The organism is Paenibacillus sp. MABNR03, assembly GCF_050455445.1.
Taxonomy (GTDB): domain Bacteria; phylum Bacillota; class Bacilli; order Paenibacillales; family Paenibacillaceae; genus Paenibacillus; species Paenibacillus xylanilyticus.
On sequence record NZ_JBCIYR010000001.1, the window covers coordinates 2,051,424 to 2,067,859 of the forward strand.

Genomic DNA, 16,436 nt, shown 5'->3' on the forward strand with positions numbered 1-16,436 from the left:
ATTTCTATAGGCAAAAAGAAAAGAGGATCTGCGTTTAAGCAGATCCTTTCCCGGGTCTAATGTTCTGCTGTTATACTATTTCACGATCACGCCATCAGATTCCTCCACACATTTGTATGTGAACTGATAACTTCCAGATCCCAATTCAATCTTTACAAGAGATTCTATCGTTTGAACACCCTGAATATGAGGCACGTCGTGCAGAGGAAGCCCGCTCTCCAAAACCGTCTGCAGACTTGCACCTGGCAGAACAACAGTCCCTGTTGCATTCGCAGGAATGGTTACATGTACTTCCATCTCCTTGTTTTCCCGGCGATACCAGCTTGATGCCACACGACCATACATCGTGTCGAGACTTGCTTCCACCCACTCCAGCCCAGGACCGGGCTCTGGCTCAATGTGCACAACATGAAAGCCCGGATGTTGCTCATCAGAACGAATGCCTGCCACATAACGATACAACCATTCTCCGATGGCACCGTACGCATAATGATTGAATGAGTTCATATCTGCACTCCAAAGACTTCCATCTTCTCTTATTCCATCCCAATGTTCCCAAACGGTCGTTGCCCCTTGTATAACCTGATATAGCCATGACGGGTAATCTTCTTGAAAGAGCAAAGTATAAGCCAGATCGTGGTGGCCTGTATCGCTGAGAACCGGGTTCAAATAAGGAGTGCCCACAAAGCCGGTTGTCAAATGATTTCCCGCCTCCGCAACCAATTTTCCCAACTGATCGATGGCACGTTTCCTGGCAGTGGAGTCCAGCAGATCAAAATGAAGAGCGAGAACATGAGCTGTCTGTGTCGGAACCGCGATTTTCCCCGCAGGTGTAACAAACTCTTCCCGGAATGCAGCTACAATATTGTCATGTAACTTGTCATAATATGATGCATCTTCATCCTGACCGAGTACGGCAGCCGCCTTCTGCACAAGTGAGACAGAATAGGCATAGAATGCGGATGCCACAAAATCCTTGTCTGTGGCACCGATGTAGCTGTCCGGCTTGGAGTCCAATCCCAACCAGTCTCCAAAGTGAAAGCCGGTGTTCCACAAATACGGATTACTGCCTTGTTCGTGAATATACTGGACCCAACGTTTCATACTCTCATATTGTTCACCGAGCAGCCTGACATCCCCATACATCTCGTAAATGGTCCACGGACAGATTACCGCCGCATCTCCCCAAGCAGCCGAAGAGTGGCTGGTATCTCCCCATCCTTCGGAAGTTGAACTCCTTAAATCCGGAACAAAAAAAGGAATACCACCATCTTCACCCTGGTCCGCTCGGAGGTCCCGCAGCCATTTGGTGAAGAATGGTCCTGTGTTCATCAGATACGAGGCTGTCCGGACAAACATCTGTGCGTCACCCGTCCAGCCTAGACGTTCATCACGCTGCGGACAGTCCGTAGGAACGTCAAGGAAATTCCCCTTTTGCCCCCACAATATGTTGTGATGGAGCTGATTCACCAGCGGACTGGAGCACTTGAAATCACCTGTTCGCTCCATGTTGGAGTGCAGTACCACGCCTGTGAAACAATCCAGGTCAACCACATCCGGGAAACCGATAAGCTTGACGTAGCGAAATCCCTGAAACGTAAAATGAGGCTCGTACGTCTCCGTTCCCCCGCCCTTTAAGGTATATTGAATACACTGCGCTGCTCCTCGAAGATTATCAACATAGAAGTTGCCCTCATGATCCAAAATCTCGGCATGCCTTAATTCAACCGTATGTCCTGACTCACCCTGTATGCTGAATTTCACCCAGCCCACCATATTTTGACCCATGTCCAGCACCCGTTCTCCCTGAGGTGTTGTGAGCAAGGCAATGGGCTTGAGCTCCTGTACTTTGGTAACAGGTACATTCTCCTGAGCGACGATGATCTCTTTTGTATATTCAAGCCGTTCGACGGGAGTCCAGATGGTCGAAGAAGTATCCATCCAATCCGCCTCCATCCGTGCGTCGTATGTCTCCCCCATATAAATGTCCGACATACGGATGGCACTGCTCGCTGTCGTCCAGCTCTCGTTGGACAGAATACGTTGTTCCGATCCATCGGCATAGTGAATATGAAGCTCCAGCAGCAAGGCTGCCTCAGCTCCAAATATTTTCTGCTCTTTGTTCCATCCCAGATGCCCTTTATACCAGCCATCTCCCAGATAGGCACCTAGAATATTGTTTCCCGCTTGAAGCAGATTCGTGACATCATAAACCTGGTATTGTAATCGCTTACCATAACTGGTCCAGCCGGGTGTAAAATAGTCCTGCCCTACTCTCTTGTTATTCAGATGCAGTGCATATAACCCGAGGGCGGTCACATATATTCTCGCACTGGCTATAGGCTGTTCCAGTTCAAACGTGGTACGAAGACGAGGACAGGATGAATCGTGCTCGTCAATCGGTCTCGACGTAATCCAATTAGCCTGCCAAGCATTCGTGCCATCCATCAGTCCCATTTCGAAGAAAGCCGTTTCGGACCAGTCGGATTGCTCCCCTGCCGTGTCCCAGACACGGATGCGATAGAAATAACGAGTTCGAGCCTGGGGCAGCCAATGGTCTAATTCCACATGTATGGACTGATCCGAACTTACTTTGCCGGAATCCCATTCAATTTGTTCATGCCCTTCAGTTAGGGACAACTGAATCTGATAGGCTGATTGTACACAATTGCGCTGGTCCGATTGTAATTGCCAGCTTAATCTGGGCGATTTCACGTCCAGTCCAATCGGGTTTATTTTATACTCACAACGAAGATGACTAACGGTCAACATAGGGTATTCATTCCTTTCCATCGTGGTTTCCAACACGGGCTTACGCTATAATTATACTGATCCTGTCACCGGAAATACCCGGTAACGAGGACTGTTTAACCCGGTAATTCAGCCATGCACATCATTTCTTATTTTCATGAACATAAGCTCTCTAAAACCAAAATCCGATAACAAGCATGAATAGCTAACATAATGCGTAATTTTTAGCTTTTTAAAATAAAGTATTTACTGTAAGCGTTTTTATGTTAAAATGACTTTTAGTTAAATAGAGATGGATAGTTATTGTTGTATAACAAGCTAAACCTAATTCCCCCCCCAATAAAGAGAATCTTTATTGGGGGAAATTAGGTTTTTTCTTTTTGTAGAATGGTTATGCTATCCAAGTCTATTTACCTACATACTTGAGTTTATCTGGGTATGGAAATATTTACTTACACAGGAGGCAGAAAAATGAAATGGAAAAAGGGTTTAGTCATCGTAGCTGCTATAACAATGCTGATGACAGGATGTAGTAATACATCAGGTAGTGAAGTGCAGAGTTCAGAGAGTCAAACTGAAAAGAATAATGAAGTGGTCATTTACTTTGCTCGCCATGGAAAGACGATGTTAAACACGGTAGACCGTTCACAGGGGTGGATCGACGCACCGTTAACACCGGCAGGGGTAGAGGTAGCTGAAGCATTAGGAAAAGGATTATCAGATGTAGAATTTAATAAAGCCTATAGTAGTGATAGCGGAAGAGCTATTGAAACAGCAGAATTAATCTTAGCAAATAATGGACAAGACGATCTAGAAGTTACAAAAGACAAAAGATTGAGGGAATATAACTTTGGAACGTACGAAGGCATGTTGAACGAAGAAATGATGGCAGCAGTAGCTGAAAAGAAAGGGCTATCTGTTGAAGAATATATGAAATTTATGCAGGAAAACGGATTTTATAAGAGTATAAAGGAATTTGCAGACATCCTATCTGAATTAGATAAAGCAAATGTCGAAGAAGGAGTAAACTGGCCGGCAGAGGACAGTAAAACCATTGAGACAAGACTACAAGAATCTTTAAATGATATTGTTGAAGAAGCCAAAGAAGACGGTGGTGGGAACATTTAGTTGTTTCTCATGGAATGAGTATTGTTACTCTACTCGGAGACCTTGATGAAAACATAGAAGTTCCAGCAAGTGGATTAAGCAACGCAAGTATTTCAAAAGTGACGTATAAAGATGGTAAATATACAGTAGACTCTGTTAATGATTTGTCATATGTTGAAAAAGGACAAAAGCAAAAGAATTAGCTGTTACATCAGTCATTATTTCTGCCATATCGTATTAGACATACCACAAAGATAAAGGGTCATTACCCACTATTATTAGCATGATTGGTCGAGTAACTAAAACATGCAATACACGTAGAATAACTATGAAAGGTGCTTATAAAGCACCTTTCTTGTTTAACTAACCTGCCATCCCCCACCATTCTCTAGATAGTTCAAGTATGTTTGCTATACGAGTATGATAATCTATTGAATAAGGAGGTTACGACGTGAATCCATCTATACATTTGTTCAAAAGTGAATTCTTTTTCAACTCTGATCTGCAGCTCTTTGTCAATAGATGTACCGAGGATTTCAACGTTCCCTTCCATGCTCACGATTTCATAGAGTACAGCTATGTCGCGGAAGGCACCGGTTTTCATCACATTGATCAGGATATCGTTCCGGTTCAGAAAGGCATGCTTTTTGTCATTCCAGTTGGGATTCCCCATGTGTTCCGTCCCGCATCTTCCAACGTCTCAGAGCATCCGCTCATTATATATAACTGTCTGTTCAACATGGAACTGATTCACAAACTGGCAGCCACCATTCAGGAAGAGGACATTCGAAGTCACCTGATCGATCTGGCCAAAAATAAAGTCCCTTATGTATCCATTTCAGATCAGCATCAACAGGTCGAAGAGCTGATGGTGAAGCTATACCGTGAAACTTCGGTTACGGGCATCGGTTCTTCCACCATGTTATACACGCTCGTTAGTCAGCTCGTCGTGACAACCTACCGGCAGCTGCATCAGAAAATGCATGGTGAACAAAGGCTGCCTGCTGATTTTGAACATATCCTTCATTATCTGGATCAGCACCTAAGCAAGCGAATTCGGATGAGTGATCTGTCAAACCGTTCCGGCTGGAGTGAAAAGCAGATTGGCCGCATGTTCCTTAGTTATACTGGACAGACGTTTAGCTCGTACCTGCAGCACCTGCGTATACAAAAAAGCCGTGAGTTCCTAAGGAATTCACAGCATAAAGTCAGCCTCATCGCTGAGCTGGTCGGTTACCGGGATGTAGATACATTTTACGCCGTCTTCAAACGGATTACGGGTGAAACTCCGCTGGTATACCGCAAAAAATCCAGAGTCTGATGCTCTGGACATTTATATGCCTGGTCTAGATATCGGTGGTCTGAAACAGATCATCTATGTATGTTTTGGCACCTTTCCAACTGGACATTAAGGGAAACGGATACTGCTCCCGTTCACTTCCATTCCACGGATGGGGTATGCAAATGACTTTTTTCCCCTCATTCCAGGCTGGAATCAGGTTATGTGCGCCATCATCAATTAACAAGTCAAAGTTAATCAGATTCTTTCGTTTACAAGTGATAAACTGCTCTGCCGAGATAAAAGGCATATGGCGCTGAAGCCAGTTCCACTTCTCCACTACGGTTTTCGGGTCTGCTGCCGTCACAATAATAACATCATACGCTTCATTCAGCTTTTCCATCTCTTCCACAACGTACTCGTCGTACAGCTCCAGCTCCTCAAACAGTCCCGGTCGACCATAAAAAACGTCATGAGTGCTATCCGGATGTCGCAAGTGGGATGTATCCCAATGAATCATATCCTCATAACGCAGCGGATGGGTCGGGAAGTTGATGTTGTTGTGATAAATGGCTCGCTTGACCAGATGACAGATTGTATCATCCATATCTACGGCAATGATTGGTTTTTTCATGTTATCCCTCCCCAGTACGAACACAGTATATCACCCCGGGTGTCATGAAGCTATTCTTTTTACAATCATACCCACTGTTCACACCAATAAAAAAGGCGCCCCTGCGCCGCTACAATTGCTGCGCTTGGGGCTGCCCTTGGAATTAAGCCAAATCTTCTCCGTTGGAAGCAATGACTTTTTGATACCAGCCAAAGCTCTTTTTCTTATACCGGTTCAAGGTGCCTTGTCCGTTGTCGTCCTGATCGACATATATTACGCCATAACGCTTGGACATCTCGGAAGTGGATGCACTGATGATGTCGATCGCCCCCCAGTTGGTATAGCCCATAAGGTCTACACCATCCATAACCGCTTCCTTCATTTGCGTAATATGCTTTCTCAGATAGTCAATCCGGTAGTCATCGTTAATGGAGCCGTCTGCCTCAACCGTGTCTTTGGCACCAAGCCCGTTCTCCACCACGAATAAAGGTAATTGGTAACGATCGTACAACTCTTTGAGCGCCACGCGAAGGCCAATCGGATCAAGCTGCCAGCCCCATTCTGTACGTTCCAGATTCGGGTTTTTGATCGTGCTGTACAGATTGCCTCCGGTTACTCCATATTCCTCAGGATTTACGGCAGATACCAAGGAAGTGTAATAACTGAACGAGATGAAATCAACCGTGTGCTTTTTCAAAATCTCTTCATCGCCTGGTTCCATAACAATGGAAATTCCATGGTCAGCCCAATAACGAGCCATGAAGGTTGGATAGCTTCCGCGAACCTGTACATCCGTATGCAGCAGGTTCAGCTGATTATCAATCTGTGCCTGCAAAACATCTTCCGGCTTCGATGTGGCCGGGTAATGAATCATGCGCGCAAGCATGCAGCCAATCTTGAACTGCGGGTTAATCTGACGTGCTTTTTCCGTAACCAGACTGCTGGCAACGAATTGGTGGTGAAGAGCCTGATACGAAGCCTGCATTACGTTATCCACACGGTCTTCGATGATGCCTCCACCTGTGAACGGTTCAATAATGGTCGTGTTGATTTCATTAAACGTCAACCAGTATTTCACCTTGTCCTTGTAACGGGTCATCACTGTTTCGGCGTATCTCACAAAATGTCCAATGACTTCCCGGCCAGCCCAGCCGTTGTACTTGAGGACCAACGACATTGGCATTTCGTAGTGGGACAACGTCACGAGCGGCTCGATTCCGTGTCTGTTCAGCTCGTCAAACACTTCGTCATAGAAGCGCAGTCCCTCTTCATTAGGCTCCGCATCATAGCCATTCGGGAAAATACGCGGCCAGTTGATTGACAGACGGAATGTCTTGAAACCAAGCTCTGCGAAGAGCGCAATGTCTTCTTTGAAACGGTGGTAAAAGTCAATGCCATAACGTTTCGGATAACCCTTCGCACTATGGTGGGCCATCGCTTTCTCAACGGTCGCACTAGTCACATGCATGAGTTCTCTAAGATTGGTGTAGTCTTTTTTCTCAAAATAGGGAACCATGTCCGCCGTGGACCATCCTTTGCCACCTGCATCGAATCCACCTTCAGCCTGATTGGCGGCAATGGCGCCGCCCCACAGAAAACCTTCCGGAAACCCTTGTCGATTGATCATGCGTATCTCTCCTCTTCTCAATGATTTAGAAATTAAATCCGGGCTTTCAATACCTCTTCACCCATCGTGATTTCGCCCAATTTCACAGGCTGAATCTCTTCATAGTCTGCCGTATTCGTAACGACCATGGCCGTTGTAATGTCGTACTCTTTAGCAATTTGGTCCAGTTCAAACGAAAGCAATTTGTCTCCAGCCTGCACCCGGGTTCCTGTAGCGACATGGGATTCGAAGTATTGACCGCGCAATTTAACGGTGTTGATTCCCACATGGATCAGAAGTTCCATTCCATTATCACTGCGGACAACGATGGCATGTTTCGTTTTGAACACGTTCATAACCGTTCCTGTTACTGGCGATACGAGCTCACCTACGGTTGGAACAAATGCAACACCTTTCCCCATCAATTCGTCGCCAAACGTAGGGTCATTGACTTCTTTCAGCGGGATTGCTTTTCCTGTCATAGGAGCCACGGCTACCGCATCACTTGTTGGCGTTGGAGTACCCATGTCATCCACGTTCACCGTTGCAGCATTCTCATTGGAGGGTGCTGCCGATGGTGCAGAAGAAGCACCAGGTGAGAATTGAGCGAGTGCCTCAGCGTCTCCTTCTTCTTCCTTAATCCCGAATACCGTAGACATAATTGCACCTACCACGAAAGCAAGGATCATACCAATCAGGGAATACCAGAACGTTTGTCCAATTAGGGAAGGCAGTCCAGGAAGTCCGCCGTTACCGGCAAGAACATAAGCCTTGGCTCCAAATGCCAGGGCGAATCCACCACCTACAGCACTACCAATCATCGCTGCAGCAAAAGGTTTTTTATATTTCATGTTAACGCCGTACATTGCCGGCTCGGTTACACCCATTAACGCTGTAAAGCTGGTAGACAATGCAACAGTTTTGAGCTTTTTGTCTTTTGCACGGAAGAATACACCCAGAGTTGCCCCGGCTTGACCCATGTTGGAGATATACGTCAGTGGCAAGAATTTATCAAAGCCCAGTGTAGCAATGTTGCTCAGGATAATCGGAACGAGCGCATAGTGCATTCCTGTCATAATAATCAGCGCCATTGCGCCCCCAAGAACGATACCCGCAATCAATCCGCCTTCATTCAGCAGCCAGTTAATACCGCCTGACAATCCGTTACCTACAAATGTGCCCAGTGGACCGATCGCGATCAGCGTAACCGGAACCATGACAAGCAAGGTAATCAGTGGCACAAGCAGCAGTTTCAATGCTGCCGGGATCACCCGGTCAACCCACTTCTCAACATAGGACATCAACCATACCGCCAGCAAAATCGGGATAACCGAAGAAGCATAACTTACTGCCGTTACCGGTATGCCGATAAATGCTACGGATTCGCCGCTGGAGAGCAGCGTGCTCATATCCGGATACATCAGCGCGGTGCCTAGCGCAATCGCGACAAACGGGTTACTGCCAAATTTGCGGGCAGCACTGACAGCAATCAACAGTGGAAGGTAATGGAATACGCCATCACCGATAGCTGAGAGAATGCGATACGTATCCGTACCAGCCGACATCCAGCCTAGCGATACAAATAGAGCAAGCAATCCTTTAAGCATACCTGCAGCTGTGATTGCTGGCAGCATTGGTGCGAAGACTCCTGCAATCGTTTCAAATATTTTGAGGATTACATTTTTGTTTTTTTCCGCTTTAGGTTCTTTATTTTCTGAACTTTGCTGTATGGCGGGATGTTCCTTCACCATGGCATCAAATACTTTTGACACATCATTACCAATAATTACCTGGAATTGATCCCCGGAGATATTCGTTCCCATGACTTTATCCAGTTTCTTAAGTGAGTTATTATCGACTTTGTCATTATTTTTCAGATCAAATCTCAGCCGTGTAACACAGTGATATACGGAGTTGATATTGTTTGTTCCCCCAACGGCTTTGATGATTTCCTGTGCCGTTTCCTGATGTTTCATGTTCATTCCTCCTCATTTTTTCCAACAAAAATACCCGAACGAATACGACACATGATGTTCGCGTCATTTCATTCGGGTATTGCCTGATTGAACAGTAACAAGCCCATGGGTTATTTAGTTAAAATCTATTTTTCTCGCTTCGTCTTCATTAACCGCTCCAGATGGAGCGTTAGATATAACTGCTCCGAGTGTGTCATATCGTATTGATAATTCTTATGGATAAAGGTTTCGATCTTGCCGATACACTTGAAGGTTTCCGGATAGTTTTTCCGAACAACCTCATATAGATACTCCTCTGCATCATCATGCGTTGAATGCGTAATGACTCTCTGGCAGAAGTATTTCAAATGTGTGATGAAGCGAAAATAATTAACGCTATCTTCATCCAATTCGACATTGAAGTGATATTTGATAATGTTCATGATTTCCTGAAGCAGCTGCATGAGATGGGTCACATCATTCATGGAGTCATTGACTTCCGCATTGATAAAATGCAGGGCAATATTGCAAATTTCATCTTTGGGAAAATCAATATCCAATCTTTCCTTCAGCAGCGTGAGCGCTTCTCGGGCCACATCGTACTCGGCCTTGTAAAAGTGCTGCACTTCCCAGGAAAGCGGATTCCTCGTGATCATGCCCTTTTCCATACGCTGGACGGCAAAATGAATGTGATCCGACAATGAGACATAAATCCCGTCACTGATGGTTTTGTTCAATTGCGTACGTGCCAGCGTTACGATATCATCTGTCGCCTGCAGGATTTCAATCGGCACTTCAGTTACGATGGACTTGAACTTCTCATAGATCGATGCATCCTGAAGACGGAATACTTTCTCGATCCGTTCCTCATCAATCTCATCACCGACTTTGAACTTAAACCCGATACCCCGGCCGAGGATCAGCAGTTCCTGATGTTTGTCATCCACGGTACTGACAATATTGTTATTAAATATCTGTTTAATAATCATTCTGGACCACCCGTTTTTTTTGAGGATTAAAAAAGGGCAAAACCAAAATAGAAATAATAAAATCATTTCCATAGTGGTTTTGCCCGCATTACCGGTAACAAGCCTCGGATATAAATTTATCACAACCTGAAAACGGTGTCAACCAAAAATGCTACCACTGTCTCATTTACATCCATGGGTTACATGGATCATTCCCTTTAAATAGGGCTTTAATCTTAGCAAGATTACTTTCCAAGTCTTTCTCTTTGCACTCTATAGAGTATTGCCAATGAGCTGTGGTGTAAAACCAATTTTCAATTACTAATGTGTACTTGCCTCACGATTGGGGTTCTATCGGTCACTTCAGTCACTAATGACTTGTTTTCTGAACGTTCAAATCGTACGAGTTTGTAACTGTTTATCCATTGATCATTAGCCGCATGATTTACGGTAATCTGTACTACATATTGTTTGTAGGTATTCAATATCTTCGTATCGATTGTTGTGTAGTCACCTTCGTCAATTTCATAATATATATAAATCCACCCCTCATGCTCAGCAGCTAACACTTCAAACTTCCTGGCTTGTCCTTCAATTAACTTCTCGACCTCAGGTGGTGCCTGGGTAAGTTCAAGTGCCTCCAAAGGAACCTGAGATTCCTTAGACTGGTTTATATTCCAACAAAAATAGCAAACTAATAAAACTAGTACGAATAAAATTACGGGTACAAATCGTGTTCGTTTTCTGGAATGTCTTCCTGTGTACAATAGATCAACTCTTTCTTGGGAAGTATAGATTATTAATGACCGTGTTTCCAAAGTAAACAAGCTCTATTTACATAAACACAGGTTAGATGTATTAAGTTCGTTAAAAAAAATCATTTCTGTATATAGAAGGCCCTTCATTTTTTGAAGGGCCTTCTGAGTCTATTACTGGAATGTAACATGAATCTGAACAATTTCGGAACGGCTGCTCGTGCGGATCGGTGGTCCCCAGAAGCCGAATCCCGATGTCACAATGGAGTGCATGGAACCTTTTTGAAGGTACCCCCAATCGTTTTCGTAAATCGCCTGTGTAATGAATTGAGCTGGTGCAATCTGTCCACGGTGAGTGTGACCGGACACAACCAGATCAACGTTATTTTGCTCCGCAATATCCAGATCATACGGCTGATGATCCATCATCAGCACCGGCTTACTGAGATCGGTATCCTGCATCAGAGCAGCTATTTCGGCACGATCATTTTCCGTTTTGTCTTTGCGCCCAATCAGGGTAATCTTATCGTCCAACATGATCTTGTCATCGTACAGAACCTGCATATTACTTTTCTCCAGCGCAGCAATCAGATCTTCGACCGGCCCGTCGAACTTGTCATGGTTTCCAAGAGACGCGTAGACACCGTAGGGTGCCTGAATACCGCTAATGATATCTGCAATACCACTACCCAGGTACATGTCCAGATTGTCATCAATGATGTCGCCCGGGTAGAGAACTAGATCAGGCTTAAGGGCGTTGATTTCCTCTACCATACGCTTGGCATGACCAGGACCAGAGAGAAGTCCAAAATGCATGTCTGCGGCCATGACAATGTTGAGACTGTCGATTCCTTCCACCTTTTTATCAATTTGAATGCTGTACTCTCTCACTACCGGGCTGTATGCGTTAAAAATCCCGTAAGCCATCGTTGAGAGCAGCAACACAAGAGTAACCGCTCCCGCCCACTTCTGCGAGTGATGCCTAGGAATCCGCGTTAATCGGAGCAGCCACAACGTTAAATGGATAACTGGCAGGATCAACAACAGCAAAGAAAAGATTGCCAGCCAATAAGAACCAATGACACTGAGGAAGGAAATACTACCAAAAAGCCTTGCCAGGATGAAGGAAACCGCTAGAAATACAATCGCTATAATATAGAACCAGCGAAACCTGGCTGACACGACGGGCTTCATCCAGCTCCAGCCGCTCCACCCTATGTAGAACACCAATAAACCGTATACAACCAAAAACAAAATGCCTGCCAATACGAACATGCTCCGGTTAACCTCCACGTCAATAAGTTGATTGCTGAATTCACATAACCGACCATAGAAAAATAGTCTGTCTGAACCAGTATAACGCAGTTTATGGGGTCCAGGCATCTCCTTCCACACCTTAGATACGTACATTTTATTACAATTTGGTGATACTTAAATTCCAACCAATAGGTAAGGAATGTTACAACGCAATTTGCTCATCCAAAAAGTTAAAAAAGCATGCCGGCATTCGTTCTGAGTGTAGAACTCATCAACGAATGCAAGCATGCTTGCACAATTAATATTCAGAAGAGTGAATCCACATGGATTACTCGTTGGTGTCCATCCATTGGAAGTGGAATGAACCCTCTTTGTCCACACGTTTGAAGGTGTGAGCGCCGAAGTAGTCACGTTGAGCTTGCAGCAGGTTTGCTGGCAGGCGTTCTGTGCGGTAGCTGTCGTAATAAGACAGCGCACTGGAGAAGCCAGGCACCGGAATACCCTGTTTTACAGCAGCTGCTACGACTTCACGCCAAGCATCCTGGTAGGATTCAACGATGTTTTGGAAGTGCGGATCGAGAAGCAGGTTTTTGAGTTCTGCATCCTTGTCGTATGCTTCTTTGATGTTTTGCAGGAACTGTGAACGGATAATGCAACCACCGCGGAAGATCATGGCGATGTTGCCGTATTTCAGATCCCAGCCATATTCATCGGAAGCTGCACGCATTTGGGCAAAGCCTTGTGCGTAGGATACGATTTTACTAGCGAACAACGCTTTGCGTACGCTCTCGATGAACGCTTTTTTATCTCCGGAGAATGCTTCCACGGCAGGTCCATTCAGGATTTTGCTCGCAGCAACACGCTCTTCTTTCATTGCGGACAGGAAACGGGAGAATACGGATTCCGTAATCATGGACAATGGTACGCCGAGATCCAGCGCACTTTGGCTTGTCCATTTGCCTGTTCCTTTTTGTCCGGCAGCATCCAGAATGACGTCTACCATCGGTTTGCCAGTTTCCGGATCGTATTTGGAGAAGATATCAGCCGTAATCTCGATCAGATAGCTGTCCAGTTCGCCTTGATTCCACTCCGTGAAGATTTCGTGCAGCTCCTCAACGGAAACATTCAGTACGGATTTGAGCAGGTGGTAAGCTTCACCAATCAACTGCATATCCCCGTATTCAATGCCGTTGTGGACCATTTTCACGTAGTGACCCGCACCGTCTGGTCCAATGTACGTACTGCAGGCATCATCTCCAACTTTAGCCGAAATGGCAGTCAGGATGGGTTCCACCAATTCGTATGCACTTTCTTGACCGCCAGGCATGATTGCCGGACCTTTCAGCGCGCCTTCTTCACCGCCGGATACACCTGCACCAATGAAACGGAAGCCCTTCTCTTCCAGCTCTTTGCTGCGGCGTTGCGTATCAGGGAAGTATGCGTTCCCTCCATCAATAATGATGTCACCCTCATCCAAGTGAGGAAGCAATTGCTCAATAGTCGCATCTGTTGCTTTACCGGCTTGAACCATGATCAGAATTTTGCGCGGAGATTCCAGGGATGCCACGAACTCTTCAATGGAGAACGCGCCTGTCAGGTTTTTGCCTTCAGCTTCTTTCAGAAGATCGTTTGTTTTCTCTGGGGAACGGTTGAACACCGATACCGAAAATCCTTTGCTTTCAATATTAAGGGCCAGGTTTTTGCCCATTACTGCAAGTCCAATAACACCAATCTGTTGTTTACTCATTTTGTCCTCCCCATACCCCATGTTTTATATGAACGTTAATCGGATAAGATTCAATATTTAACAGTTAATCTTATTGAACTGTTTTTTTCCAGTCAGCTGCAAATTTGTCCATGCCTTGATCAGTCAGTGGGTGCTTGGAGATTTGTTCAATAACCGCGAATGGAACGGTAGCAATATGTGCTCCAGCCATCGCTACACGTGTAACGTGGTCCGGATGTCTTACCGATGCCGCAATAATTTGCGCATCCAGGTTATGTGTACGGAACAATTCAGCAACTTTGGCAACCAATTGAACACCATCTTCAGAAATATCATCCAGACGACCGAGGAATGGAGATACATAAGTTGCGCCAGCGCGTGCAGCCAGAAGTGCCTGGTTAACGGTGAAGATCAACGTTACATTGGTTTTTACGCCTTTTTTGGTCAGGTAACGACATGCTTCAAGCCCTGCAAGTGTCATTGGCAGCTTGATTGTAATGTTTTTGTCGTTGTTGTTGATTTTGATCAGTTCATCAGCTTGAGCAATCATCTCTTCAGCAGTAATTGCATCTGGAGTTACTTCCGCAGATACGGATTCAACTTCAGGTACTTCACGCAAAATTTCCTCAATGCGATCTTCAAATTTAATGCCTTCTTTGGCTACCAATGACGGGTTGGTTGTTACACCGGACAGGACGCCGATTTTATACGCTTTTTTGATGTCTTCCAAGTTTGCTGTATCGATGAAAAATTTCATGTTAAAACCCTCCAGTTAATTTGTTTTATTTTATTTACAAGTTTGCATTTACAGCTAATGGTGCGGCAGTTGCATCTTCAGCAGACTGATCTGACGGTTCATCGAACCACCAATGGTGGCCTTCTGCAGCAAGCATTTCATCTGATTCAACAGGGCCGTAGCTGCCTGCAGGGTACAGATGAAGTGGCAGCAGATTTTCCTCAAATGCATCCAGGATCGGCTGTACCCAAGCCCAAGACAATTCAACTTCATCCCAATGCGCGAAGAATGTTGGATCGCCATGCAGCGCATCACGGATCAGGTTCTCATAAGCTTCGGCAAGATCCTCCCGATCAGGCGCCAGATCAATATGCACAGGCTTGAACTCCCCCTTATTTTGAGGGTCGCTTGCATTGAGCTGCAATGTCATGCTTTGATCAGGACTCATTTCAATGACAAGCAGGTTCGGTTTGGAACCGTTGCTCTTCGTTGCATTTGCCTGACCTGATGGCTCCTTGAATTCAATGACGATACGTGTTGATTTCTCCTTCATTCGTTTACCCGTGCGGATGTAGAATGGAACGCCGCGCCAGAAGAAGTCATCAATCTGCAATTTTGCAGCGATGAAGGTATCGTTCATTGTATTTTCGGCAACACCTGGTTCAGCAGCATACGCGCTCACTGCTTTGCCTTGAATGGTTCCCTCAGCATATTGTCCCCGAATCACGCTGGTGCCTACGCTCTGTTTCTGCAAAGGCTCGATTGATTCCATAATATGCTTTTTCTTGAGTCCAACTTTTTCGGTAGTGCTGTTGTATGGAAGCTGGATAGCCATCATCATCAGCAATTGTAGCATATGATTCTGGAACATATCCCGCACTGCGCCCACATGATCATAATAGGATGCCCGTTCCTCCACGCCGACCGTCTCGTTAGCCGTGATTTGCACGTTGGAGATGTAACGGTTGTTCCATAATGCTTTCATGATCGGGTTGCTCTGGTGCAGGGTTTCCAAACGCTGTACCATCGGTTTGCCCAAGTAATGGTCAATCCGATAAATTTCTTCTTCCGTGAATGCTTCGCTCAATTTGCGATTGAGATCACGGGCCGACTGCAGATCATGGCCAAACGGTTTCTCGATCACGAGGCGTTTCCAGCCTTCAGTGGAACCCAGTCCGCTGTTCTGGATATTTTCAGCAATCGGTTCGAAGAACTCTGGTCCAACAGACAGATAGAACAGGCGATTGGACGGAATGCCCAGCTCTGCTTCTCTCTGTTCAACAAGACTTAACAGCTTTATATAATCTTCCTTATGACTTATATTCAATACATTGTAGCGAAAAGCCTGCACAAACGACTTCACGCGTTCAGGATCCGCCTTGCGTCTGGAAAATTCATTCAGTGATTTTTCAACTTGCGCCTGAAAGAATTCATCAGACCATTCTCTACGGCCAAGGCCAATCAGCGAGAAGGTTTCCGGAAGTTTCTGCTCAATGTATAAATTGTATAAGGCAGGATATATTTTTCTTTTGGCTAAATCGCCAGTAGCACCAAACAAAATAATGCTCGTTGGTTCCATATCACCGTTCTCCTTCCAAGTAACTCTGGTTTCTTTGCTGTAGTTACACTATAATACGTTTTATAGCCATACAAGTAATTAATATATTTCACAGGAGCTATAGA

The 16,436-nt window shown here is 45.3% G+C and carries 11 protein-coding genes and 1 pseudogene; 2 read left to right on the plus strand and 10 right to left on the minus strand.

The window, feature by feature from the left end:
• Positions 1-75 precede the first annotated feature (75 nt).
• Positions 76-2,772 (minus strand): family 78 glycoside hydrolase catalytic domain, encoded by a 2,697-nt coding sequence (locus AAIH57_RS08660; protein WP_430021268.1) that lies wholly within the window; start codon positions 2,770-2,772, stop codon positions 76-78.
• 450 nt (positions 2,773-3,222) lie between these two features.
• Here AAIH57_RS08660 and AAIH57_RS08665 point away from each other — a divergent pair.
• A pseudogene (locus AAIH57_RS08665) lies at positions 3,223-4,061 on the plus strand (histidine phosphatase family protein).
• Positions 4,062-4,309: 248 nt separating this feature from the next.
• Complete coding sequence (locus AAIH57_RS08670; protein ID WP_430021269.1) at positions 4,310-5,179, plus strand: helix-turn-helix domain-containing protein; 870 nt, start codon at positions 4,310-4,312, stop codon at positions 5,177-5,179.
• Between the two features lie 25 nt (positions 5,180-5,204).
• Here the strand turns inward: AAIH57_RS08670 and AAIH57_RS08675 are convergent, their stop codons facing one another.
• The 9 genes from AAIH57_RS08675 to zwf all read right to left on the minus strand — a co-directional run bounded on the left by AAIH57_RS08675 (position 5,205) and on the right by zwf (position 16,332).
• A complete protein-coding gene (locus AAIH57_RS08675) occupies positions 5,205-5,771 on the minus strand; it encodes a 5' nucleotidase, NT5C type (protein WP_430021271.1) in 567 nt (188 codons plus the stop codon).
• A 142-nt stretch (positions 5,772-5,913) separates the two neighbouring features.
• Positions 5,914-7,377 carry a glycoside hydrolase family 1 protein gene (locus AAIH57_RS08680; protein WP_175399103.1) on the minus strand — a complete coding sequence of 488 codons (1,464 nt, stop codon included), beginning with the start codon at positions 7,375-7,377 and terminating at the stop codon, positions 5,914-5,916.
• Positions 7,378-7,409: 32 nt separating this feature from the next.
• On the minus strand, positions 7,410-9,332 hold the full coding sequence (locus AAIH57_RS08685; RefSeq protein ID WP_175399104.1) for a beta-glucoside-specific PTS transporter subunit IIABC: 1,923 nt from the start codon (positions 9,330-9,332) through the stop codon (positions 7,410-7,412).
• A gap of 125 nt (positions 9,333-9,457) precedes the next feature.
• On the minus strand, positions 9,458-10,300 hold the full coding sequence (licT, locus tag AAIH57_RS08690) for a BglG family transcription antiterminator LicT (protein WP_430021273.1): 843 nt from the start codon (positions 10,298-10,300) through the stop codon (positions 9,458-9,460).
• A 293-nt stretch (positions 10,301-10,593) separates the two neighbouring features.
• Positions 10,594-10,923: a hypothetical protein gene (locus tag AAIH57_RS08695; protein ID WP_430021274.1), complete on the minus strand. Its 330-nt coding sequence runs from the start codon at positions 10,921-10,923 to the stop codon at positions 10,594-10,596.
• Positions 10,924-11,208: 285 nt separating this feature from the next.
• A complete protein-coding gene (locus tag AAIH57_RS08700) occupies positions 11,209-12,309 on the minus strand; it encodes a metallophosphoesterase (protein ID WP_430021275.1) in 1,101 nt (366 codons plus the stop codon).
• A 310-nt stretch (positions 12,310-12,619) separates the two neighbouring features.
• Positions 12,620-14,038, minus strand: coding sequence for an NADP-dependent phosphogluconate dehydrogenase (gene gndA, locus AAIH57_RS08705; protein WP_430021276.1), 1,419 nt, complete (start codon positions 14,036-14,038; stop codon positions 12,620-12,622).
• Positions 14,039-14,108: 70 nt separating this feature from the next.
• On the minus strand, positions 14,109-14,774 hold the full coding sequence (fsa, locus tag AAIH57_RS08710) for a fructose-6-phosphate aldolase (protein WP_175399108.1): 666 nt from the start codon (positions 14,772-14,774) through the stop codon (positions 14,109-14,111).
• Positions 14,775-14,808: 34 nt separating this feature from the next.
• Entirely contained in the window at positions 14,809-16,332 is a 1,524-nt protein-coding gene (gene zwf, locus AAIH57_RS08715; RefSeq protein WP_430021277.1) for a glucose-6-phosphate dehydrogenase, read from the minus strand.
• Positions 16,333-16,436: the final 104 nt, after the last annotated feature.

Coding starts and splice junctions, on each gene's coding strand:
- AAIH57_RS08660 (WP_430021268.1), bottom strand. CDS start 2,772: ATGTTGACCGTTAGTCATCTTCGTTGTGAGTATAAAATAAACCCGATT.
- licT (WP_430021273.1), bottom strand. CDS start 10,300: ATGATTATTAAACAGATATTTAATAACAATATTGTCAGTACCGTGGAT.
- gndA (WP_430021276.1), bottom strand. CDS start 14,038: ATGAGTAAACAACAGATTGGTGTTATTGGACTTGCAGTAATGGGCAAA.
- AAIH57_RS08685 (WP_175399104.1), bottom strand. CDS start 9,332: ATGAAACATCAGGAAACGGCACAGGAAATCATCAAAGCCGTTGGGGGA.
- AAIH57_RS08675 (WP_430021271.1), bottom strand. CDS start 5,771: ATGAAAAAACCAATCATTGCCGTAGATATGGATGATACAATCTGTCAT.
- AAIH57_RS08700 (WP_430021275.1), bottom strand. CDS start 12,309: ATGTTCGTATTGGCAGGCATTTTGTTTTTGGTTGTATACGGTTTATTG.
- AAIH57_RS08680 (WP_175399103.1), bottom strand. CDS start 7,377: ATGATCAATCGACAAGGGTTTCCGGAAGGTTTTCTGTGGGGCGGCGCC.
- zwf (WP_430021277.1), bottom strand. CDS start 16,332: ATGGAACCAACGAGCATTATTTTGTTTGGTGCTACTGGCGATTTAGCC.
- fsa (WP_175399108.1), bottom strand. CDS start 14,774: ATGAAATTTTTCATCGATACAGCAAACTTGGAAGACATCAAAAAAGCG.